This window comes from Prauserella isguenensis, from assembly GCF_014191605.1.
Lineage (GTDB): Bacteria > Actinomycetota > Actinomycetes > Mycobacteriales > Pseudonocardiaceae > Prauserella > Prauserella isguenensis.
The window spans coordinates 323,535-344,950 of sequence record NZ_JACHWU010000002.1 but is presented as its reverse complement, the minus strand read 5'-3'; the positions used below and the strand labels follow the sequence as shown (position 1 = coordinate 344,950).

At 70.6% G+C, this 21,416-nt stretch carries 20 protein-coding genes; 16 read left to right on the top strand and 4 right to left on the bottom strand.

Annotated elements, in window-relative coordinates; all coding sequences use genetic code 11:
* Positions 1 to 37 precede the first annotated feature (37 nt).
* The 4 genes from dop (at position 38) to prcA (ending at position 3,661) form a co-directional block, all read left to right on the top strand.
* Positions 38 to 1,540, top strand: coding sequence for a depupylase/deamidase Dop (gene dop, locus FHS23_RS10050; protein WP_183652144.1), 1,503 nt, complete (start codon positions 38 to 40; stop codon positions 1,538 to 1,540).
* Between the two features lie 95 nt (positions 1,541 to 1,635).
* Positions 1,636 to 1,830 carry a ubiquitin-like protein Pup gene (locus FHS23_RS10045; protein ID WP_030532690.1) on the top strand — a complete coding sequence of 65 codons (195 nt, stop codon included), beginning with the start codon at positions 1,636 to 1,638 and terminating at the stop codon, positions 1,828 to 1,830.
* Between the two features lie 79 nt (positions 1,831 to 1,909).
* A complete protein-coding gene (gene prcB, locus FHS23_RS10040; RefSeq protein ID WP_183652141.1) occupies positions 1,910 to 2,770 on the top strand; it encodes a proteasome subunit beta in 861 nt (286 codons plus the stop codon).
* Between the two features lie 105 nt (positions 2,771 to 2,875).
* On the top strand, positions 2,876 to 3,661 hold the full coding sequence (gene prcA / locus FHS23_RS10035) for a proteasome subunit alpha (RefSeq protein WP_183652138.1): 786 nt from the start codon (positions 2,876 to 2,878) through the stop codon (positions 3,659 to 3,661).
* Positions 3,662 to 3,737: 76 nt separating this feature from the next.
* Here prcA and FHS23_RS10030 read toward each other — a convergent pair whose 3' ends face one another.
* The gene (locus FHS23_RS10030; protein ID WP_183652134.1) at positions 3,738 to 5,240 is read right to left on the bottom strand and encodes a bifunctional phosphatase PAP2/diacylglycerol kinase family protein; all 1,503 of its coding nucleotides are present in this window, start codon (positions 5,238 to 5,240) and stop codon (positions 3,738 to 3,740) included.
* Between the two features lie 100 nt (positions 5,241 to 5,340).
* Between FHS23_RS10030 and pafA the strand changes: the two genes are divergently transcribed.
* The 6 genes from pafA (at position 5,341) to FHS23_RS10000 (ending at position 11,368) form a co-directional block, all read left to right on the top strand.
* On the top strand, positions 5,341 to 6,699 hold the full coding sequence (pafA, locus tag FHS23_RS10025; protein ID WP_183652131.1) for a Pup--protein ligase: 1,359 nt from the start codon (positions 5,341 to 5,343) through the stop codon (positions 6,697 to 6,699).
* A gap of 167 nt (positions 6,700 to 6,866) precedes the next feature.
* Positions 6,867 to 7,850: a WYL domain-containing protein gene (locus FHS23_RS10020; protein WP_183652128.1), complete on the top strand. Its 984-nt coding sequence runs from the start codon at positions 6,867 to 6,869 to the stop codon at positions 7,848 to 7,850.
* The gene (locus FHS23_RS10015; protein ID WP_183652125.1) at positions 7,847 to 8,827 is read left to right on the top strand and encodes a helix-turn-helix transcriptional regulator; all 981 of its coding nucleotides are present in this window, start codon (positions 7,847 to 7,849) and stop codon (positions 8,825 to 8,827) included. Before FHS23_RS10020 ends, FHS23_RS10015 begins: the two co-directional genes overlap by 4 nt.
* Before the next feature lie 282 nt (positions 8,828 to 9,109).
* Positions 9,110 to 9,484, top strand: coding sequence for a Sec-independent protein translocase subunit TatA (gene tatA, locus FHS23_RS10010; RefSeq protein WP_183652122.1), 375 nt, complete (start codon positions 9,110 to 9,112; stop codon positions 9,482 to 9,484).
* 34 nt (positions 9,485 to 9,518) lie between these two features.
* The gene (gene tatC, locus FHS23_RS10005; protein ID WP_343053799.1) at positions 9,519 to 10,463 is read left to right on the top strand and encodes a twin-arginine translocase subunit TatC; all 945 of its coding nucleotides are present in this window, start codon (positions 9,519 to 9,521) and stop codon (positions 10,461 to 10,463) included.
* Entirely contained in the window at positions 10,460 to 11,368 is a 909-nt protein-coding gene (locus tag FHS23_RS10000; RefSeq protein ID WP_183652119.1) for a diacylglycerol kinase family protein, read from the top strand. Before tatC ends, FHS23_RS10000 begins: the two co-directional genes overlap by 4 nt.
* Here the strand turns inward: FHS23_RS10000 and FHS23_RS09995 are convergent.
* Positions 11,331 to 11,744, bottom strand: a complete 414-nt coding sequence (locus tag FHS23_RS09995; RefSeq protein ID WP_183652116.1) for an MmcQ/YjbR family DNA-binding protein — start codon at positions 11,742 to 11,744, stop codon at positions 11,331 to 11,333. The genes FHS23_RS10000 and FHS23_RS09995 overlap by 38 nt on opposite strands.
* A 129-nt stretch (positions 11,745 to 11,873) precedes the next feature.
* Between FHS23_RS09995 and FHS23_RS09990 the strand changes: the two genes are divergently transcribed.
* The 4 genes from FHS23_RS09990 to FHS23_RS23540 all read left to right on the top strand — a co-directional run bounded on the left by FHS23_RS09990 (position 11,874) and on the right by FHS23_RS23540 (position 17,459).
* On the top strand, positions 11,874 to 14,675 hold the full coding sequence (locus FHS23_RS09990; protein ID WP_183652113.1) for a DEAD/DEAH box helicase: 2,802 nt from the start codon (positions 11,874 to 11,876) through the stop codon (positions 14,673 to 14,675).
* A 157-nt stretch (positions 14,676 to 14,832) separates the two neighbouring features.
* Complete coding sequence (locus FHS23_RS09985; protein ID WP_183652110.1) at positions 14,833 to 15,639, top strand: DUF4333 domain-containing protein; 807 nt, start codon at positions 14,833 to 14,835, stop codon at positions 15,637 to 15,639.
* 182 nt (positions 15,640 to 15,821) lie between these two features.
* Positions 15,822 to 17,024, top strand: a complete 1,203-nt coding sequence (locus FHS23_RS09980; RefSeq protein WP_183652107.1) for a GNAT family N-acetyltransferase — start codon at positions 15,822 to 15,824, stop codon at positions 17,022 to 17,024.
* 33 nt (positions 17,025 to 17,057) lie between these two features.
* Positions 17,058 to 17,459, top strand: coding sequence for a DUF4333 domain-containing protein (locus tag FHS23_RS23540; RefSeq protein ID WP_183652104.1), 402 nt, complete (start codon positions 17,058 to 17,060; stop codon positions 17,457 to 17,459).
* A gap of 113 nt (positions 17,460 to 17,572) precedes the next feature.
* Here the strand turns inward: FHS23_RS23540 and FHS23_RS09970 are convergent, their stop codons facing one another.
* The gene (locus FHS23_RS09970) at positions 17,573 to 18,529 is read right to left on the bottom strand and encodes a 5'-3' exonuclease H3TH domain-containing protein (protein WP_183652101.1); all 957 of its coding nucleotides are present in this window, start codon (positions 18,527 to 18,529) and stop codon (positions 17,573 to 17,575) included.
* Positions 18,530 to 18,663: 134 nt separating this feature from the next.
* Here FHS23_RS09970 and FHS23_RS09965 point away from each other — a divergent pair, with 134 nt between their 5' ends.
* Together FHS23_RS09965 and FHS23_RS09960 are read left to right on the top strand one after the other, a co-directional pair.
* Entirely contained in the window at positions 18,664 to 19,809 is a 1,146-nt protein-coding gene (locus FHS23_RS09965) for a M24 family metallopeptidase (protein WP_183652098.1), read from the top strand.
* On the top strand, positions 19,806 to 20,282 hold the full coding sequence (locus FHS23_RS09960; protein ID WP_183652095.1) for an Lrp/AsnC family transcriptional regulator: 477 nt from the start codon (positions 19,806 to 19,808) through the stop codon (positions 20,280 to 20,282). The genes FHS23_RS09965 and FHS23_RS09960 overlap by 4 nt, the downstream gene beginning before the upstream one ends.
* Before the next feature lie 13 nt (positions 20,283 to 20,295).
* Here FHS23_RS09960 and FHS23_RS09955 read toward each other — a convergent pair whose 3' ends face one another.
* Entirely contained in the window at positions 20,296 to 21,375 is a 1,080-nt protein-coding gene (locus FHS23_RS09955; RefSeq protein ID WP_183652092.1) for a GDSL-type esterase/lipase family protein, read from the bottom strand.
* Between the last annotated feature and the right edge of the window lie 41 nt (positions 21,376 to 21,416).

The following is a 21,416-nucleotide window of genomic DNA, read 5'->3' as shown; positions in this document are numbered from 1 at the left end:
GTGTGATCGTGGCACGCGGCGCCCGTAGGGTGGTGGCATGCGGCGGATCATGGGAACAGAGGTGGAATACGGGATCGCGGTCCCGGGCGATGCCACCGCCAACCCGGTGCTGACTTCCACCCAGGTCGTGCTGGCCTACGCGGCGGCGGCGGATATTCCGCGCGCCAGGCGCGCACGCTGGGATTACGAGGTCGAGTCACCGTTGCGGGACGCGCGGGGGTTCGACCTCACCGGCCCCAGTCAGCCCACGCAGGACAACGACGTCGAAGACCTCGGCGCGGCCAACGTGATCCTCACCAACGGGGCGCGGTTGTACGTCGACCACGCGCACCCGGAGTACTCCGCGCCCGAGGTGACCAATCCGCGGGATGCCGTCGTGTGGGACAAGGCGGGTGAGCGGGTCATGGAGCAGGCCGCGATACGCGCCGCAACCGTGCCCGGCCAGCCACAGTTGCAGCTGTACAAGAACAACGTGGACGGCAAGGGCGCCTCCTACGGCACCCACGAGAACTACCTGATGGACAGGTCGACCCCGTTCACGTCGGTCATCACGGGGCTGACGCCGTTCTTCGTGTCGCGCCAGGTGATGACCGGCTCGGGCCGCGTGGGCATCGGCCCGCAGGGCGAGGAGCCGGGCTTCCAGCTGTCCCAGCGCTCGGACTACGTCGAGGTCGAGGTCGGACTGGAGACGACGCTCAAGCGCGGCATCATCAACACGCGCGACGAACCGCACGCCGACGCGGACAAGTACCGCAGGTTGCACGTCATCATCGGTGACGCGAACCTGGCGGAGTACTCGACGTACCTGAAGGTCGGCACCACCGCGCTGGTGCTCGACATGATCGAGGCCGGCGTGCGGTTCGACGACCTGAAGCTCGACGAGCCGGTGCGCGCGGTGCACGAGATCAGCCACGACCCGTCGCTGAAGACGACCGTCGACGTCGCGGGTGGACGTAAGTACACGGGCCTGGACCTGCAGTTCGCGTACCACGAACGCGCGTCGGCGCACGTGGAGCGGACCGGCGGGGACGAGCAGTCCAAGGAGGTGCTGCGCGTCTGGGGCGAAGTGCTCGACACGCTCGCGAAGGACCCCATGGACGCCGCCGACCGGCTGGACTGGCCCGCGAAGCTGCGGCTGGTCGAGGCCTACCGCGAACGTGATCAGCTCGGCTGGGCGGCGCCGCGGCTGCACCTGGTCGACCTGCAGTATTCGGACGTGCGCCTCGACAAGGGCCTCTACAACCGACTGGTCACGCGCGGTTCGATGAAACGCATGGTCGGCGAGGACGAGGTGCAGCGGGCGGTCACGACGCCGCCGGAGGACACGCGGGCCTACTTCCGCGGTCGCACGCTGGAGAAGTACGCCAGCTCGATCGCCGCGGCGTCGTGGGATTCGGTCATCTTCGACGTGGGCAGGGACTCCCTGGTGCGGATCCCCACGCTCGAGCCGCTGCGAGGCACGAAAGCGCACGTCGGAGCACTGTTGGACCGGACGGAGACGGCGGAGGAACTGGTCGAGGCCCTGACCGGATCGGAGTAGGCGAAGATCACCACTCCGTCAACGATCGTCCCGAATCGCCCTTCCTCTGGGTAGGCTGGGCGGCAGAAGCTCATCGGTCACACCGGGAGGCGGCAATGGCTCAGGAGAAGATCGAGAAGCACGGCGGCGGCGACTCCGAGGACGAGGCCGAAGGTGCAGCCCCGGCCGGTCAGGAACGCCGTGAGCAGATGGGCGAGGACGTCGACACGATCCTCGACGAGATCGACGACGTCCTCGAGGAGAACGCCGAGGACTTCGTGCGGGCCTACGTGCAGAAGGGCGGGGAGTGACGCAGGCTCCGGCGTGACCTAGGCTCGCTGATCAACATTTCGGTACTGTCCCTTTCGTCGATGGGAACTACGAGCACGCATGGAACAGATTCCGCGCAACTCGGGCTTCGCGCTGCCCTCCGCCTACTTGTCGTCGACGACGTCGTCCTTCGCCGATTTCCTGCGTACCGAGGCGCCGGATCTGCTTCCCAGCAAGCGGTCCGCGGGCATGGGCACGTCGGGTGGTGATCTCGACGCGCCGCACGGCACGACGATCGTGGCCGCGACGTTCAACGGCGGGGTACTGATCGCGGGCGACCGGCGTGCGACGAGCGGCAACCTGATCGCGACCCGTGACATGGACAAGGTCTACGTGACCGACGCCTACTCGGCCGTGGGCATCGCGGGCACGGCGGGCATCGCTCTCGAACTCGTCCGGCTGTACACCGTGGAGCTGGCGCACTACGAGAAGATCGAGGGTGTGTCGCTGTCGCTCGACGGTAAGTCGAACAAGCTCGCGACGATGGTGCGAGGAAACCTGGACGCGGCGATGGCGGGACTCGCGGTCGTCCCGTTGTTCGTCGGGTACGACATCGAGGCCTCCGATCCCAAACGGGCGGGGCGCATCGTGTCCTTCGACGTGACGGGTGGCCGGTACGAGGAGAACGCGGGTTTCCACGCGATCGGTTCCGGTTCGGTGTTCGCCAAGTCGGCGATGAAGAAACTCTACGACCCCGATGCCGACCAGGACGCCGCGGTGCGGGCGGCTATCGAGTCGCTCTACGACGCCGCGGACGACGACACGGCGACCGGCGGACCGGACGTGGCGCGGAAGATCTACCCGAGCGTCGTCACGATCACGGCCGAGCACGGTGCCGTGCAGTTGCCCACGGAGGAGACGTCGACCATCGCCGAGGCCGTGGTCGCCGACCGCGCGGCCCAGCAGGACTGGCGCGGCTGATCCGGTCGCCGGGTCGCGTGCGGGCCGCGCGACCCGGGCCGGTTCGAGCCCGGTTCCCCCACAGTCGTCAGCTTCACATCCCCGAACAGAGCGGAGCCAACGCAAGTGTCGATGCCGCTGTACGCCTCGCCCGAGCAGTTGATGCGGGAGCGTTCCGAACTCGCGCGGAAGGGCATTGCCCGCGGTCGGAGCGTCGTGGTGCTCAAATACCGGGGCGGAGTCCTGTTCGTGGCGGAGAATCCGTCGCCGACGCTGCACAAGGTGTCGGAGATCTACGACCGCATCGGGTTCGCCGCGGTCGGCCGCTACAGCGAGTTCGAGAGCCTGCGCCGGGGCGGTATCCGGCATGTGGACCTGCAGGGTTACCAGTACGACCGGCGTGACGTGAGTGCGCGTGCGTTGGCGAACGTGTACGCCCAGACGCTGAGCACGATCTTCACCGAGCAGCTCAAGCCGTTCGAGGTCGAGATCTGTGTGGCCCAGGTGGGCGCGAACGCCGACGAGGACGAGCTGTACCGGCTGACCTACGACGGCTCGATCGTCGACGAGCCGCAGTTCGTGGTGATGGGCGGCCAGACGGACGCGATCAACACGAAGTTGAAGGAGACCTTCGCCGACGGCATGGAGCTCGCCGACGCGGTGCGGGTCGCTGCGGAGGCGTTCCGCCCGTCGGCGTCGGGCAGCGGCAGCGGCGGCAACGGGAACAGTTCGTCGGGTTCGGCGCAGGAGGGTGAGCCGAGCAAGCTCGAGGTCGCGGTGCTGGAACGGGAGCGTCCGGGGCGCAAATTCCGCCGCATCACCGGTGCCGCTCTGGATGCGCTGCTTCCCGCCCGTACGGAGGCGGCCGACAGCAGCGACTCGGGTTCCGAGGGCGACGAGAAGTCCGACTGATCCGTCCGGCCGACGGCGGGCGCGATCGTGTGTCCGGTGGGCGTGACCCGATGAGATGTCGGGTCACGCCCACCGGTCATCGGCGGTAGATCGTCAGCGCGCTGGGGCGGGATCGGAACCGGAACTGGCGGCCGAGCGGGCCGACCTCGCCGTCGCTTGCGAGTCGGCGGTGTCCGTCGAGCAGTTCGACGTCGAGGGCGGGCAGGTCCCGTTGCCGGTACACGTGGCTGGCGTGGAGGGTCTTGGTGACGGCCGAGAGCACGAATCGTGCCCGGGAGTAGGGCACGTCGGCACGCAGATAGCGCACGTCGAGCAGGCCGGTGTCGAGGGCAGGCCTGCGGTTGGGCCAGAATCCCTTGGGCGCGTAGGTGCCGTTGCCGACGAACACGAGCCACACCAGCGCGCGCTTTCCGTTGAGTCGCACCGGGAACGGTTTCGCCCTGCGGAGCACGCGCACCATCGCGAGCACGGCCGACGGCCATTTCGGATGCCGCTGCTCGATCTTCTCGCGCAGCCGCACCATTTCCGGGTAGCCGCCCAGGCTGGCGGTGTTGACGAACCACCGCCGGTGGGCACCGCCCAGCCCGTCCACCGTCACCTCGCCGAGGTCGATGCCGACCGCTGCGCCACGTTCGGTCGCGACGTCGGCGTCGGGCATGGAGCGGACCCCGACGTCGCGGGCGAAGTGGTTGAGGGTGCCCGCGGGGATGAGGGCGAGTGGCAGGCCGGTGTCGGCGGCGACGGAGGCCACGGCGGCTACGGTGCCGTCTCCACCCGCGACGCCGAGTGCGCGGACGACTCCGTCGCCGCCCGCCCGACGCCGGATCTCGGCAGTGATCTGGCCGCGCAGATCACCCTCCGGGTCGGGCAGCAGCAGGTCTGCCTTGGGCCAGGCGAAGCGGACCTCAGGGGTCGGGTCGTCGGCGGGGTCCCCCGACGCGGGGTTGACCACGGCGAGCATGTTCTCGCCGTCGACCATGAGGGGAGCGTCGGCGCGGTGGGCGGTGCGGCCGGGGCGGTCGTCGTGCACGGGCCACCAGTGGCGGGTGGCGAACGAGGCGGCAATGCCGAGCGCGGCGCCCGCGCCGACGTCGCTGGGCCAGTGCACGCCGGTGTGGACGCGTGAGTAGGCGACGGCGGCGGCGAGCGGCGTAAGGGCCAGTCCCACCGCGGGCGATTCCTGGAAGGCTCCGGCGACGAACGCGGCGGCGGAGGCTGCGTGGCCGGACGGGAACGAGGAGGAATCGGGGCGGCGGGCGAGCCTGCGGTGCACGGGGACCGCCGACGCCGCGGGACGGCGCCGGGGCAGCAGTTCTTTGGCGACGAAGCTGGCGCTGAGGCTCGCGAACGCGATGCTGCCGATGCCGCGGAGGGCGGCCCGGCGTGGGGCGCCGCGGCGGGTGGCGAGCGCGCCTGCCACGACCCACCACAGGCGCGCCTTGTCCGCCGACCGGGTGATCACGGTCAGTGCGTCGTCGGCGCGGGTGCGGGGCAGGGCTGCGCTGCGGGCCATCAGCCGGCGGTCGGGACGGCCGACGCGCTGAAGTGCGGCGACACGTCGAAGCAGGGGCGCGGTCATGGCCGACATGCTGCCGTACGGCGTGCGAAGGTGGTGTCGGCGTCCGACCGCGCGCGATTTCGTTCCCCAGTTCCGGGCTTTCACCGCCTACCCTTGAGGAATGCAGCGGCGGATCTTTGGGATCGAAACCGAGTTCGGAGTCACCTGCACGTTCCACGGGCAGCGCAGGCTCTCGCCCGACGAGGTGGCGCGGTATCTGTTTCGGCGTGTCGTGTCGTGGGGCCGGTCGTCCAACGTCTTCCTGTCCAACGGGTCGCGGCTCTACCTCGACGTGGGTTCCCATCCGGAGTACGCGACGGCCGAGTGTGACGACCTGACTCAGCTCGTCACGCACGACAAGGCGGGCGAGCGGATCCTCGAGGATCTGCTGGTCGACGCCGAGCGCAGGCTCGCCGACGAGGGCATCGGCGGCGACATCTTCCTGTTCAAGAACAACACCGACTCGGCGGGCAACTCGTACGGCTGTCACGAGAACTACCTGGTCACGCGGGCGGGCGAGTTCTCGCGGATCGCCGATGTGCTGCTGCCGTTCCTGGTCACGCGGCAGCTGATCTGCGGCGCGGGCAAGGTGCTGCAGACGCCGCGGGGTGCGGTGTACTGCTTGTCGCAGCGGGCCGAGCACATCTGGGAGGGCGTGTCGAGCGCGACGACGCGGTCGCGCCCGATCATCAACACGCGCGACGAGCCGCACGCCGACGCCGAGCGGTACCGCAGGCTGCACGTGATCGTGGGCGATTCGAACATGTCCGAGCCGACGACGCTGCTGAAGGTCGGCACGGCGCACCTGGTGCTGGAGATGATCGAGCAGGGGGTGCAGTTCCGGGACTTCAGCCTGGACAACCCGATCCGGGCGATCCGGGAGATCAGTCACGACATGACGGGCCGGAGGCAGGTGCGGCTCGCGGGCGGCCGGGAGGCCTCGGCGTTGGAGATCCAGCGGGAGTACTACGCGCGGGCGGTGCAGCACGTGGAGGCGACCGACGCGAGCCCGCTGATGCGGCGGGTCGTGGACCTGTGGGGCCGTGCGCTGGACGCGGTCGAGCAGCAGGACTACTCGCTGATCGACACGGAGATCGACTGGGCGATCAAGCACCGGTTCGTGGAGCGGTACCGGGCGAAGCACAACCTCGACCTGTCGGACCCGCGGGTGGCGCAGCTGGATCTGGCGTACCACGACATCCGGCGGGGGCGGGGTGTGTTCGACCTGCTGCAGCGCAAGGGGCTGGTGCAGCGGGTGACCGACGACGGCGAGATCGAGGCCGCGAAGGACACACCGCCCCAGTCGACGCGGGCGAAGTTGCGTGGCGACTTCATCGCGGCGGCGCAGCAGGCCGGTCGTGACTTCACCGTCGACTGGGTGCACCTGAAGCTCAACGACCAGGCGCAACGGACGGTGCTGTGCAAGGATCCGTTCCGCGCCGTCGACGAGCGGGTGGACCGGCTGATCAACTCGTTGTAGGCCGGTAGGTCCGGAGCCGGGTGTGCTCGCCCGCGGCCATCGCGGGCACCAGCGCGGGCCCGGACCTGCACGGCGCCGTCCGGCCGGCCGAACACCGACGGCAACGGCGAAGGCGCGCGCTGGGGACCTCCCGGAACGCCGGATCGGGGCAGGCTAGGGTGGGAGAGGTGTCCACCGCACGTGCAGAACGCCTGGTCAACCTGGTGCTGGCGCTGCTGTCCACTCGGCAGTACCTGCCGGCCGAGCGCATCCGCGGGATCGTACCCGGCTATGCCGACGCGGCGAGCACCGAAGCGTTCTTCCGCATGTTCGAACGCGACAAGGCCGAGCTGCGTGAGCTGGGCATCCCGCTGGAAACGGGCAGCAATTCCGCTTTCGACCCCGAGGGGTACCGGATCGCGCGCCGTGATTACGAGCTCGGCGACGTCGACCTGGCACCCGACGAGGCGACGGCCGTGGCGCTCGCGGCGCGGCTGTGGGACTCGCCGGAGCTGACCGGGCAGGCGCACGGGGCGCTGGTGAAGCTGCGCGCCGCGGGTGTCGAGGTCGACGACCAGGCGCAGGCGATGGTCGAACCGCGGGTGCACACCGAGCCGGCGTTCGCTCCGCTGCTGGCGGCGGTGCAGCGCGGAGCGACGGTGCGGTTCGACTACCGCCGCTCCGATTCGCCGGAACGGCGCACCCGCACCCTCGAACCCTGGGGCGTGGTGTCGTGGCGCGGACGCTGGTACGTCGTCGGCCACGACCGGGACCGTGACGCGCCCCGCTGCTTCCGCCTCTCGCGCATCAGTGGCGACGTCGCGGAGACGGGGGAGCGGGCCGCCGTGCGACGTCCCGAGGACGTCGACCTCCTCGACTTCGTGGCGGGCACGACGGTGAGCGACGACGGGTCGCCCGCCACGACGGCCCGGCTGTGGCTCGCCGAGGGCAGGGCCGCGGGCATCCGCAGGCACGCCCGTGTCGTCGAGCGGTGTTCCCTCGACGGGGAGGACGGCGACGTCGTCGAGATCGAGCTCCAGCATCCCGAGGGCGCGGCCGATTGGATCGCGGGTCACGGTCCGGACGCGGTCGTGCTGACCCCCGACGTGCTGGCCAAGGCCGTGATGGACCGGCTCGAACGGGTCGCCGCGGGGGCGGAGGAGAGGCGATGAGCGCGGCCACCGAGCGAATGCCGAGGCTGTTGGCTCTCGTGCCGTACCTGCTGGCCCGGCCGGGCATCCGGATCGACCAGGCGGCCCAGGACTTCGACGTCACGCCGAAACAACTGCGCAGGGACCTCGAGCTGCTGTGGCTGTGCGGCCTGCCGGGCTACGGGCCCGGCGACCTGATCGACCTGTCCTTCGACGGCGACACCGTGTCGGTGACGTTCGACGCGGGGATGCGCAGGCCGCTGCGCCTCACCGGTGGCGAGGCGAGTGCCCTGGTCATCGCGCTGAAGGCGCTCGCCGAAACCCCGGGCGTGGTGGACACCGACGCCGTCGGCCGCGCGATCGCGAAGATCGAGACCGCGGCGGGCGCCGCCGAACCCGCGGGCGTCGTCGTCGGCAACGGCGTCCGCGAGCACGAGACGACCGCGCGGACCAGGGAGACGGTCAGGGACGCACTGCAGCGTGGGCGTGCGCTGCGGATGCGCTACTACGCGGCATCCAGGGACCGGATCACGCAGCGCACCGTCGACCCGATGCGGTTGCTCATCGTGCAGGCCCACAGCTACCTGGAGGGCTGGTGCCGCCGCGCCGAGGACGTGCGGCTGTTCCGGCTCGACCGCGTCGACGATCTGACCGTGCTCGACGAGCCGTCGTCGCCACCACCGCACGCCCGGCACGCCGACGTCTCCGACGGCGTGTTCTCGGCCCACGAGAGCTACCCGGAGGCCGACCTGGTGCTCGAGCCGGACGCACGGTGGGTCGCCGAGTACTACCCGTGCCAGGAGCTGGCCGAGCTCGAGGGCGGCAGGCTGCGCGTGCGGATGCGTTACGGCGACGAATCGTGGATGGTGAGGCTGGTCCTGGGGCTCGGCGGCCGGGCAACGGTGGAACGGCCGGATGAACTCGCGGTGGCCGTGCGACGCCGCGCCGCCGCCGGGTTGGCACGAGCACGTCACCTGTCGATCACCGGCCGGCAGTAGGCTGGAGGACGTGTTCTACGTGCTGAGTGCCGCCGTGGCAGGGGTCGGGTTGATCGTGCTCGTCCTCGCGCTGGTCCGAATGGCAGGTGCGGCGAAAGGATTCGGCCGTGCCGCCGGGGACATGCGGTCGGACGTGGAATCCCGCCTGGGCTTGCTCCGCGCCCGCGCGGCCGCGATCGGCGTCGCCGTTCGCGACCTTCGTACCCGACGTGTCCGAACTGGTTCGGGATCAGCACCCGAACCAGTAGGATCGGCCCTGAACGAATAGGGAGGCCACCCAATATGAACGCCCTTCAGCCGTGGCACTTGATCATCCTCGTGCTGGTCGTCGTGGTGCTGTTCGGCGCCAAGCGCCTGCCGGACGCCGCACGTTCGATCGGCAAGTCCATGAAGGTCTTCAAGGCCGAGACGAAGGACCTGCGGGGGGAGCAGTCGGACCAGGACTCGGGTGAGTCCGACGCGACGACCTCCACCACGACGACTTCCACGACGACGCCCGACGCCAAGCAGATCTCGACCCCGACGGTCAAGGCCGACGCCGAGGTCACCGACGCGACGTCGGTCCAGTCCGCCGACGTTCAGGTGGAGCAGCTGCAGCGCCAGCTGGACGAGCTGAAGCAGCAGCAGTCCGCCGAGCAGGCGCAGAAGAACGGCTGATCGCACCCGCACGGATCGAGAACGGAACGCTTTCGTGGGAGACACCTCCGCACAGCGCGAAGGTCGGGGCGGTAAACGGAAAGCTCGGAGCCGTCGGCACAACCCCGACGGCACGATGTCGCTCGTCGAGCACATCTACGAGTTCCGCCGCAGGCTCGGCTACGCGCTGCTCGCCCTGATCGCGGGCGGGATCATCGGGTTCATCTGGTTCGGCAACAGCATCGGGCCGATCCCGACGCTCGGTGACCTGGTCACCGAGCCCTACTGCGCCATCCCGCAGGAGCAGCGCTACCCCAAGGGTGGGGAATGCCAGCTGCTGCAGACGGTGCCCTTCGAAGCGTTCATGATCCAGATGAAGGTCGGCCTCAGTGCCGGTGCCGTCCTGTTCTCGCCGCTCTGGCTCTACCAGCTGTGGGCGTTCATCGCTCCCGGGCTGTACTCCAAGGAACGCAAGCACGCGATGACGTTCGTCGGCATCGCGTCGCTGCTGTTCGCGGGCGGTGCGCTGCTGGCCTACTTCATGGCCCCGCACGCGCTGGAGATCCTCACGACGTTCGGTGCGGGCGAGTTCGCCACGTGGTTCACCGGTGACAAGTACATCTCGTTCGTGCTGTCGCTGTTGCTGATCTTCGGCGTGAGCTTCGAGCTGCCGCTGCTGATCATCATGCTCAACCGCGTGGGCGTCGTCCGGTACCAGATGCTCAAGAAGTGGCGCCGCGGCATCATCATGATCATGTTCGTGTTCGCGGCGTTCGTGACGCCCGCGGACCCGTTCTCGATGATCGGGCTGGCCGGTGCGTTGTGCATCCTGTTCGAGATCTCCTTGCAGATCACGCGCTTCCACGACCGCAAGCTCGACCGCCGGCGTGGCAGCGAGGGCTGGGACGAGCTCGACGACGACGAGCCCGCCCCGTTCGAGTACACGCCGAGCACGGTGAACGACACCGACGGCCGGCGCGACACCGACGACGTCACGTGAGCGGCGGTCCTCGTATAGCCCTGGCGTTCCACCCCGGATCCGGCAGGGGAGCGGCGGCGCGTTTGGCCGGGGCCGTGGCCACGCGACTGCGGCCGCACATCGCTCGGCTCGACGTGATCGACGCCGACACGGTCGACGGGGCGCGGCGGCGACTCGACGCGGCGCGGGAGCGCGGACTCGACGCGCTGATCGTCGTCGGTGGTGACGGCTCGGTCCACCAGGCGGTGCAGTTCTGCGCCGGTACGTCCGTGGCGCTCGGCATCGTCCCCTCCGGCACCGGCAACGACCTCGCCCGCGCCCTCGACGTTCCCGTGGACCCGGCCGCGGCGGTGGACCTGCTCACCGGTGCCCTCCGCAGTGGTGATCGACGTCGGCTCGACCTGGGCAGGGCCGGCGAGACCTGGTTCGGCACCGTCCTGTGCACGGGTTTCGACGCCGCGGTCAACGACAGGGCGAACCGGCTCCCGTGGCCCCGCGGCCCGCGCCGGTACGACGTGGCGATCGCCGCCGAGATGGCCTCCTTCCGGGCGCGCGACATCCGGGTCACCACCGAGGACGCCGGAGAGCTGACCATGCCCGCAATGCTCGTCGCCGTCGGCAACACACCCTGGTACGGGGCGGGCATCCCGGTCTGCCCCGGTGCCGATCCGGTCGACGGACTGCTCGACGTGACCGTCGTCGGCAAGGTCGGCTACCGCGAACTGGTGCGCGTGCTGCCGCAGCTGCGCACCGGCCGTCACGTGGAGCACCCGGCGGTCACCACGCTGCGGGCCCGCGCCGTCGAGATCGCCGACGTCGGCACGACGGCCGGCGCCGCCTGGCCGGTGTTCGCCGACGGCGACCCGTTCGGCGGGCTGCCGACGTCGATCAGCTGCGTCCCCCAGGCCCTGACGGTCCTCGCCTGACGTTCTCCTCGGCCAGCGCCTTCCACCCGAGCCGTTCCCGAGTCTCCCGCGGCAGCTTGGCGACGACCAGGTCGTACGAGTCCTCGACGAGGTCGAGGATCAACTGTTCGGGAAGCGAGCCGTCGTCGAGCACGACCGTGTTCCAGTGCCGCTTGTTCATGTGCCAGCCGGGCGTGACCGCGGGATACGAGGCCCGCAGTTGCAAGGCCAGCTCCGGGTCGCACTTGAGGTTCACGCTCAGTGGCCTGCGCCCGAGCGCCGACAACGCGAACATCTTCCCGCCGACCTTGAACACGCTCAGGTGTTCGTCGAACGGGAACTCCTCACCTGCGCCGGTGAACGCCAGGCACGCCGTTCTGAGCCGCTCCGGGGTCATGATCGGACGGTAGCGCCGCCCACCGACACCGGCGCGGCGGCCGCCTGTGGCGAGCGCGAGTCGTCGACAACCGCATCGATCACGGAGTGCCTCATGCGGGCGTGACCGCCGATGTGAAACCCTGGCCCCGTGGACTCATCCGCCTCTCCCAGCCCGGCCGAGGCGTACGCCGCAGCCCGCCGGCGCAGCGACCACCCTCAACTGGCCCGATTCGCGGCCGAGCTGGCCTTCGACTTCGACGACTTCCAGGTGCGGGGGTGCGAGGCGCTCGAGGACGGGCACGGCGTGCTGGTGTGCGCCCCGACCGGTGCCGGCAAGACCGTGGTCGGCGAATTCGCGGTGCACCTCGCACTCTCCGAGGGCCGGAAGTGCTTCTACACGACGCCCATCAAGGCGTTGTCGAACCAGAAGTACGCCGACCTGGTCGAACGGCACGGCGCGGACGCGGTCGGCCTGTTGACCGGCGACACGGCGATCAACGGCAACGCGCAGGTCGTCGTCATGACCACCGAGGTCCTGCGCAACATGCTGTACGCGGGCTCGGCCGCGCTCGACGAGCTGGGCTACGTCGTCATGGACGAGGTGCACTACCTCGCCGACCGGTTCCGCGGCGCGGTGTGGGAAGAGGTCATCCTGCACCTGCCCGAGTACGTGCGCGTGGTCGGGCTGTCGGCGACCGTCAGCAACGCCGAGGAGTTCGGCGAGTGGCTCGTCGCCGTCCGCGGTGACACGGCGGTCGTGGTGGACGAGCACCGGCCGGTGCCGCTGTGGCAGCACATGATGGTGGGCAACCGGCTCATGGACCTGTTCGTCGGCGAGGAGCACGGCGACGAACCGAAGATCAACCGGCAGCTGCTGCGCCGGGTCGAGGAGCTCGCCCGGATGCACGCGCCGGCCGCATTCGGCGGCGGACGGGGCAAGCGTGGCCGTGACCGGGGCAAACCGCGCATGCCGCGGTTCCGGCCGCCGTCGCGTGTCGACGTCATCGACCGGCTCGACCGTGCCGCGCTGCTGCCCGCGATCACGTTCATCTTCTCCCGCGCCGGGTGCGACGCAGCCGTCGGCCAGTGCGTCCACGCCGGGGTGCGGCTCAACAATCCGGAGGAGATCGCCGAGGTCCGCAGGATCGTCGACGAGCGCACCGCCGACCTGCCCGAGTCGGACCTGGCGGTACTGGGCTACTGGGAGTGGCGTGACGGGCTCGAACACGGCGTCGCGGCGCACCACGCCGGGCTGTTGCCCGCGTTCAAGGAGACCGTCGAGGAGCTGTTCGTCCGCGGCCTGGTGAAGGTCGTGTTCGCCACCGAGACGCTGGCGCTGGGCATCAACATGCCGGCGCGGACGGTCGTGCTGGAACGGCTGGTCAAGTACAACGGCGAGGCGCACGTCGACCTCACGCCCGGCGAGTACACCCAGCTCACCGGCCGCGCCGGACGCCGTGGGATCGATGTCGAAGGCCATGCCGTGGTGCTGTGGCAGCCCGGTGTCGATCCGCGCCACGTGGGCGGCCTCGCCTCCACCCGGACCTACCCGCTCAAATCGTCGTTCCGCCCCGGTTACAACATGGCCATCAACCTCGTGGGCCAGTTCGGCGCCGAGGCCGCCCGCGAACTGCTGGAACAGTCGTTCGCGCAGTTCCAGGCGGACCGCGCCGTCGTCGGGACGGCCAAGCGGATCGAGCGCAACAAGGATGCCCTCGCCGGCTACGCGGAGGCCGTGTCCGGTGATTTCGACGAACTGCTCGAGTACGTCGCGCTGCGCAAGAAGGTCTCCGACCGCGAGAAGTACCTGGCCAAGCAGAACAGCCAGCACCGGAGGGCCGAGACCGCACGCTCGCTGGAGAAGCTGCGCAAGGGCGACGTCATCCTCGTGCCGTCCGGCCGCAGATCGGGACTGGCCGTCGTGATCGACCCGGGCGTGGACCCGCTGCACGAGCCCCGACCCGTGGTCGTCACCGAGGACCGGTGGTCGGGCACGCTCTCGGCCGCAGATTTCCCGTCCGCCGTGGAGGCGCTGGGCCGGGTGAAGCTGCCCAGGCACGTCGAACTGCGGTCTCCGAAGGTGCGGCGTGACATCGCCTCGTCGCTGCGCAACACCGGCATCGAGAAGCCGTCCGGACAGCGCAAGCGATCCGGAGCGAACGACGACGCGGAACTGGCGGAGCTGCGGCAGCGGATGCGCAGCCACCCCGTGCACGGCATGGCCGACCGGGAGGCCAGCCTGCGGTGGGTCGAGCGTTATCAGCGGCTGCAGGGCGAGACGCAGCAACTCGAACGCAAGGTCGCCGCGACCACACATTCGCTTGCCCGCTCGTTCGATCGGATCTGCGCGCTGCTGACCGAACGGGCCTACCTCGAGCGGGACGGATCCGCCGCCACCGACGACGGCGACGCCGAAACGGACGCGGACCGGGTGACCGAGGACGGCATGATGCTGGCCCGGATCTACAGCGAGTCCGACCTGCTCGCAGCCGAGTGCGTGCGGAGGCACGTCTGGCACGGCCTGTCGGCTCCGGAACTGGCCGCGGTCGTCTCCTCGCTGGTCTACGAGGCGAGGCGGGACGCGATGGCCGAACCGAAACTGCCGCAGGGCGCCGTGTCGACGGCGTGGCAGGAGACGGTGACGGTCTGGAGCGAGTTGACCGAGGACGAGCGCAGGCACCGGCTCGACCGCACCCGGGAACCGGACGCCGGGTTCGCCTGGCCGGTGTACCGGTGGGCGCGGGGCGAGTCGCTGGAACGGGTGCTGACCACGTCGGAGGCCAACGGTCAGGAGCTCACGGCCGGCGACTTCGTGCGCTGGTCGCGGCAGGTGATCGACCTGCTGGACCAGCTGCGGGTCGTGCTCGGCAAGGAGCACCCCGTGGGCGGTGCGGCGGCCAAGGCCGTCAAGGCGCTGCGCCGCGGTGTTGTCGCCGCGGGCGAGGTGTGAGGCTCCGCGCGACGCGGGCACCGAGTGATGCCCGGCCACCTTCACGCACCCGCCGTGCGCCGTTGTGGTTGGATCACACGCGACGCATGGACGAGAATGCCCGAGGCGGCCGCGCAGGTGGCGTGACGGCCGGGTGGCGATTGGCGGAGGCAGCACGATGAGCACGCCGTACGGAGGCAATGACCCGCAGCAGTGGGGCCAACAGCAGCCTCCGGGCCCGCCGTCCGGCGGTTTCCCCGGGCAACCGGCCTACGGGCAGTACCCGGGTCAGCAGCCCCCGCAGCCGGGGTACCCGCAACCGCCCGGCCAACCGCCGCAGCAGCCGGGCTACGGCCAGCCGCAGGGCTACGGCCAGCCGCAGGGCTACCCGCCGGGGCAGGGCCCGCAGCCGGGACAGCCTGCGCCCACTCCGCCGCCCGGGCAGCCCATGCCGCCGCAGCAACAGCCCGGCCCGCCGGGGCAGTTCACACAGCCCGGCCAGCCGCCGCAACCCGGGGCACACGGCACCGCCTCGTACACGCAGCCGGGCGCCCAGCCCGGGCAACAGGGCCAGTTCGGTCAGCCCGGACAGGCCCCGCCGGGACAGCCGTACGGCCCGCCGCCCGGCATGGGCGCCGCGGGTCCGGCGCCGCAGAAGTCGAAGAGCGGCTCAGGCACGGGCATGTGGATCGGACTGGGCGCCGTGCTCCTCCTGGCGATCGCCGCGGTCGCGGTCCTGCTGTGGCCCGTCGGGCTCCTCGCGACGAAGGTCTTCGACGCCGAGGCCATGAATCAGGACGTGCAGCGCGTACTCACCGAGAACTACGGGGTCGAAGGCGTGCAGAGCGTCACGTGCCCCGAGGACCAGCCGGTGACCGTCGACGAGACGTTCACCTGCGACGTCAACGTCCAGGGTGAGACCCGGCAGGTCACGATCACGGTGAAGAGCGAGGACGCCCGGTACCAGGTCGGCCGGTTGCAGTAACACCGCCCGGGGCCGCCCGGCACCGCAGAAGCGTCGGCACGACGCTTCTCCACAGCGCCTTCGTCGGAGCCCCTTCGTCGGAGCCCCTTCGTCCCCCTCGTCGGAGGGGCTTCGTCACAGCGTGCCGTCCCGCCCGGGAATCCGGTGGCGATCCGGTCGTGGCGTCGGAAATGATCGGTGGCATGACCGATCACGACGTCCGGACCCTGGCCGACGACGAACTGCGCGCGTCGCAGGAGCTGTTTCGCGCCACGCTGCACGCCAAACCGATCACCGACGACGAGTGGCCGCAGGTGCGCGCGGGGCTGCAGTCGGCGCGCAGCCTCGGCGTCCACGAGGTCGACTCCGGTGCGCTGATCGGCACGGCACGGTCGTTCGACTCCGCGCTCACGCTGCCCGGTGGCGGCGAGGTGCCGCTCGGTGCGGTCACCAGCGTGGGGGTGCGGGCCGACCGCACCCGTCGGGGTGTGCTGACCGAACTGATGCACGCCCAGCTGCGCGAGTTCGCCGACCGCGGAGTCGTCGCCGCGGGCCTGCACGCCTCGGAGTCGGCGATCTACGGCCGGTTCGGCTACGGCGTGGCCACCTGGGCGCGTGCCTACACCGTCGACGTGCGCCGGGCACGGATGCGGCAGGACGCGCCGGTGGGCGGCCGGGTGGACATCGAGGACTTCGACCGGGCTTTCGACCAGTGGGCAGCGGCCTACCCTGCGATGACGACTCGGCCGGGCATGCTGGCCCGCCCGGCCGAGTGGTGGTCACAGCTGCGCCGCACCGCCGAGAAGCAGGACGGCCCGGTCACCGCCGTCACCCATCGGGGCACGGGCGGCGTCGACGGTTTCGCGGTGTACTCCGTGGACCGGCCCCGTCCCGACTCGGCGACGTTGAACCTGCTCGAACTGCAGGCCGGGGGACCCGAGGCGTTCGCAGGACTGTGGCGCTACCTGCTGTCGGTCGATTTGATCCACGAGGTCACCGCGAACGGACGTCCCGTGGACGAGCCGGTGGAGCTGCTGCTCACCGACGCGCGCGCGGTCTCGACCACCGCGCAGTTCGACGACCTGTGGCTACGACTGGTCGACGTGCCCGCGGCATTGGCCGCCCGCACCTACACCGGCGAGGACGTCGTGCTCGAGGTGACCGATCCGGTGCTGCCCGGTAACAGTGGCCGCTACCGCGTCGGACCCGACGGCGTGGCACGCACCGACGAACCGGCTCGCCTGCAGCTGTCCGTGGACGCCCTGGCGATGCTCCACCTGGGCGCGTGGCGGCCGTCGCAGCTGGTCGACACGGGGCGTGTTCGTGCGACCACAGCCGGCGTGGCCGAGCGGGCGGACCGGCTGTTCACGACCCCCGCGCCGCCGTGGTGCGGTACGTTCTTCTAGCCCGCAACAGATCAACATCGAGATGAGGGGCTCGTGAGGAGACGTCCGCTCGCGGCACTCGCGGGAATCGCGTGCCTCGGCCTGTTGACGGCGTGCGAACAGCCTGCGGGCGACGAGGAGTCGGCGGCCGAGCCGACGTCGGCGGTCACCACCACGGAGAGTGCTGAGAAGGACACCGCGGTTACGTCACCGGTGCCCACCCCGACCGAGACCGTGCGTTTCTTCGACGTCGAGAAGATGAACGCCGACGTGCGGAACGTGGTGACCGAGGGCTACGGCCTGCAGCCTGTGCGTGAGGTGTCCTGTCCGCGCAACGAACCGGTCCAGGTCGGGGCGTCGTTCGTCTGCTACATCCAGCTGGACGCGGGCGAGCGCAAGGTGACCATCACCGTGGAGACCGATCAGGGCCGGTACCGCGTCGGCGCACCCGAGTGACCGCACCCACGTCACCGCACCCACGTCACCGCGCTCGGGTGACCGTGCCGGAGTGACCGTGCCGGACTGACGGCGGCGGAGCCGGCTCGTGCGGCGTACCGGCCGGGCCGGTGTCAGGTGCGGTAGGTCGCGAGCGCGTCGAGCAGTCGGGTCGCCGAGCCGCCCAGATTCCAGCGTTCCGCCAGCTCCCGGACCCGCGGTTCGTCCGCGGCCCCGGCCGGGACGACGTCGCCGCCGCCGGAGAGCGTGACCGGCGCGTCCTCGGCCACTCGCACCACGGTCGGTGCGGCCGCGAGGTAGTCGGCGGCCTCGTTGAGGCGGGTGCGCGTCTTCACCGGCAGGTCCGGGCTTTCCGCGCGGGCCGCCTCGACCAGGGCTTCGAACGTGCCGAACTGGGTGATGAGCTTGGCGGCGGTCTTCTCCCCGATGCCCGCCACGCCGGGCAGGCCGTCGGACGGGTCACCGCGGAGCATGGCCATGTCCGCGTAGGCGGCGCCCGCCCTTTCGGTGGGAACGCCGTATCGCGCGGCGACTCCCGCGGGATCGAGCACGTCGGCCTTGGCCCAGCCCTTGCCGACGTAGATCACCGAGGTGGGGGTCGGCGCGATCCGCACGAGCTGGAACAGGTCCCTGTCGCCGGTGATGACCTCGACGGCGTCGGTCTTCTCGCGGGCGGTCAGCGTGCCGATGACGTCGTCGGCCTCGAACCCGGGAGCCTCGGCCACGGCCAGCCCCGCGGCGTCGAGCAGGTCGAGAATGATCGGCACCTGCGGGCTCAGCGTGTCGGGCACCTCTTCCACGTCCGAGCCCGCTTCGACCTCCTCGGCGACGCGGTGGGCCTTGTAGCTCGGCAGCGCGTCGACGCGGAACTGCGGCCGCCAGTCCGCGTCGAGACATGCCACGAGCCGGGTCGGCCTGCGGTCGGTGAGGATGCGTGCCACGGTGTCGGCGAAGCCCCGGACCGCGTTCACGGGCGTGCCGTCCGGAGCGGTCATCGACTCGGGCAGGGCGAAGTACGAACGGAAATACAGGCTCGCCGCGTCCAGCAGCGCCACGGAACCGATGCTCACCCGAACAGCTTCCCACGGCCGGGCCCGGGGGCTGCGGGCCACACCTAGGGGTGTCGCCCGAAACGGGCAAGCCCGTCCGGCGCCCGCTCGCCCGACCACGACCCGGCGCGGGCCCGCTCGGTATTGTCGGGCCCATGTCCCGCCGATCGCTGCACACTCCCGCGCCCGACGCCGCCACGCTGCGGTCCCGTATCGACCGTGCCGGCAAGGCCGCCGCCGACGCCGGCACCGACGCGCTGCTCATCGCGCCCGGTTCGGACCTGCGTTACCTCGTGGGTCAGGCCGGCGGTTCGTTCGAACGGCTGACCACTCTCGTCGTCCCCGCGGACGACGCTCCGCCCGCACTGGTCGTCCCGAAGCTCGAACTGCCCGGCTACTCCGACGTGCCGACCGACGAACTCGGCATCGACGTCGTCACCTGGGTCGACGGTGACGATCCGTACCGGCTCGTGGCCGACCGGGTCGGCGCCGCGGGCCGGGTCGCCGTGAGCGACATGATGGCGGCGTTGCACGTGCTGGGCGTGCGCAGGGCGGTGCCGGATGCCGAACAGGTGCTGGCCGGGCAGGTGCTGCGCGAACTGCGGATGCGCAAGGACGCCGCCGAGATCGCCTCGCTGCGGGCTGCGGGCGCCGCGATCGACCGCGTGCACGCCCGGATGGGCGAGTGGCTGCGCCCGGGTCGCACGGAGGCCGAGGTCGGCGCCGATATCACCGCGGCCATCGTCGAGGAGGGCCACACGGCGGCCGAGTTCGTCATCGTCGGCTCCGGGCCGAACGGGGCGAGCCCGCACCACGACGTGTCGGACCGGGTCATCGAACAGGGCGACGTCGTGGTCGTCGACATCGGCGGGCCGATCCCCGAGGGCTACAACTCCGACTGCACCCGCACCTACGCCGTCGGTGAACCGCGGGACCGGGACGTCGCCGACACCTACGCCGTGCTGCAGCGCGCCCAGCACGCCGCCGTCGACGCGGTGCGGCCGGGCGTGGGTGCCGAGTCGGTGGACGCGGCCGCCCGCGACATCATCGCCGGCGCCGGATTCGGCGACCGCTTCATCCACCGCACCGGCCACGGCATCGGCCTCGACGTCCACGAGGAGCCCTACATCGTCGCGGGCAACGACCTGCCGCTCGAGGAGGGCATGGCCTTCAGTATCGAACCCGGCATCTACACGGCCGGGCACTGGGGCGCGCGAATCGAGGACATCGTCGTCGTGACGGCCGACGGTGCCGAACCGCTGAACACCCGTCCCCACGAGCTGGTCGTGCTCGACTCATGACGGCATCCGGGGCGAGTACACCGGGCACCGGACTGGAGCCGTTGGACAAGGCGATCGTCGCGGAGCTGTCCGCCGACGGGCGGCGCAGCTTCACCGACCTCGCCGAACGGGTGGGCCTGTCGGTGTCGGCGGTCCACCAGCGGGTGCGCAGGCTCGAGCAGCGCGGCGTCATCCGTGGCTACACGGCCAAGCTCGACGGGGAGCAGATCGGCCTCCCACTGACGGCGCTGATCTCGCTCACACCCAACGACCCGGCGGCGCCCGACGACTATCCGCAGCGGCTCGAGCACATCCCCGAGATCGAGTCATGCTATTCGGTCGCGGGCGACGAGTCGTACATCCTGCTGGTCCGGGTGCCCTCGCCGTTGGGGCTCGAAGACCTGCTGCGGCGGATTCGCGAGGTCGCGAAGGTGTCGACCCGGACGACGGTCGTGCTGTCCACGCCGTTCGAAGGGCGTTCGCCGACGTTGTGACGCGCCGCCCGGGTCATCGGCCGTGTTCGGCCGTCACCGAGGCGGCGGGGTGGAGGTTGCCGTCGTCACCCACCAGGCACGCGGCAGAGTCCTCTGTGGACGGCAGGAATTCGCTCATGCAGCGGGCGAACTGCCGGTGGCCGCGGGCGTTGGGGTGGAACGACTCCTGGATGGCGTGATTGGCGCGGTCCGCGTGTTCCAGGTCGGACCAGCGGACGGTGAACCGGGTGAACCATTCCGAGTTCTTGTCCTCGCCGCCACTGCACGCCTCGTGCCCCAGGGCTGCGCGGGACAGGTCGAGGAACCGGGCGTCGGCCTTCTCCGCGGCGCGCTGCAGGCCCGCAGCCAGGTCGATCGCGCCGGTGTCGCGGACCCAACGGAGGTCGGCCCTGCGGAACGGACAGCCGTCGAGGTTCCGGAGACTCTCCGGCATGTCCGGCCCGATGGGGGAGGCGTAGGACTGCAGCACGAGCTGGTAGTCCTCCTTGCGGTAACCGGCCTCGCGCAGCACTGTGCGCACGTCGTTGAGCGCGTCCGCGACCTTCGGCACCATCGTGTCGACGCGCTGGTCCCAATCCGACCGGATGTTCTCGTTACACGGCGCGGCCTCGTCGGAGAACCACGCGGTGAAGCACTGCGAGATCAGGCGGGAGAACTTCGGTTCGTCGTTCGCGCCGATCCCGACGACGACGGCGGCGACGCGGTGATCCTTGACGAGCTCTTTCAGCTGGAGTGCCTGGGAGGGCTCGGTCCACTGCTTTTTGTCGCCGAGTCGGATGTGTTTCGACGCCGCGCCCGAACAGGCCAGGTTGACGTGTTCGGTGACGCCGCGCAGTTCGATGTGGTTGACCATCGCGTTCGGCGACCGGTGGCACCAGTTGCCGTCCTTGCCGTCGGTGGCGGCGGTGTATTCGCCCGCGCCTTCGCCCGAGACCGTGCTGTCGCCGATGGACACGACGGTGAGCGGACCGCGTCCGGGCGGGCCGGTGCGGCCGTCGGGTGCTTGGTCGGCGGTCATCAGCACGAACACCGCGACGAGCAGGGCAACCCCGGCCAGCGCGAATGCACCGAGCCACCAACGTGATCTGGCCATCGCCGTGATTCTACGGTCGGTGCCGTTTCATCCGGATACGG

Excerpts from the sequence above, each read along its gene's own strand:
- FHS23_RS09965 (WP_183652098.1), top strand. The coding sequence starts at position 18,664 with ATGTCCCGCCGATCGCTGCACACTCCCGCGCCCGACGCCGCCACGCTG.
- pafA (WP_183652131.1), top strand. The coding sequence starts at position 5,341 with ATGCAGCGGCGGATCTTTGGGATCGAAACCGAGTTCGGAGTCACCTGC.
- FHS23_RS10015 (WP_183652125.1), top strand. The coding sequence starts at position 7,847 with ATGAGCGCGGCCACCGAGCGAATGCCGAGGCTGTTGGCTCTCGTGCCG.
- FHS23_RS09980 (WP_183652107.1), top strand. The coding sequence starts at position 15,822 with ATGACCGATCACGACGTCCGGACCCTGGCCGACGACGAACTGCGCGCG.
- FHS23_RS09995 (WP_183652116.1), bottom strand. The coding sequence starts at position 11,744 with ATGACCCCGGAGCGGCTCAGAACGGCGTGCCTGGCGTTCACCGGCGCA.
- FHS23_RS10030 (WP_183652134.1), bottom strand. The coding sequence starts at position 5,240 with ATGACCGCGCCCCTGCTTCGACGTGTCGCCGCACTTCAGCGCGTCGGC.
- FHS23_RS09960 (WP_183652095.1), top strand. The coding sequence starts at position 19,806 with ATGACGGCATCCGGGGCGAGTACACCGGGCACCGGACTGGAGCCGTTG.
- FHS23_RS10045 (WP_030532690.1), top strand. The coding sequence starts at position 1,636 with ATGGCTCAGGAGAAGATCGAGAAGCACGGCGGCGGCGACTCCGAGGAC.
- tatA (WP_183652122.1), top strand. The coding sequence starts at position 9,110 with ATGAACGCCCTTCAGCCGTGGCACTTGATCATCCTCGTGCTGGTCGTC.
- FHS23_RS09955 (WP_183652092.1), bottom strand. The coding sequence starts at position 21,375 with ATGGCCAGATCACGTTGGTGGCTCGGTGCATTCGCGCTGGCCGGGGTT.
- FHS23_RS09985 (WP_183652110.1), top strand. The coding sequence starts at position 14,833 with ATGAGCACGCCGTACGGAGGCAATGACCCGCAGCAGTGGGGCCAACAG.
- prcB (WP_183652141.1), top strand. The coding sequence starts at position 1,910 with ATGGAACAGATTCCGCGCAACTCGGGCTTCGCGCTGCCCTCCGCCTAC.
- dop (WP_183652144.1), top strand. The coding sequence starts at position 38 with ATGCGGCGGATCATGGGAACAGAGGTGGAATACGGGATCGCGGTCCCG.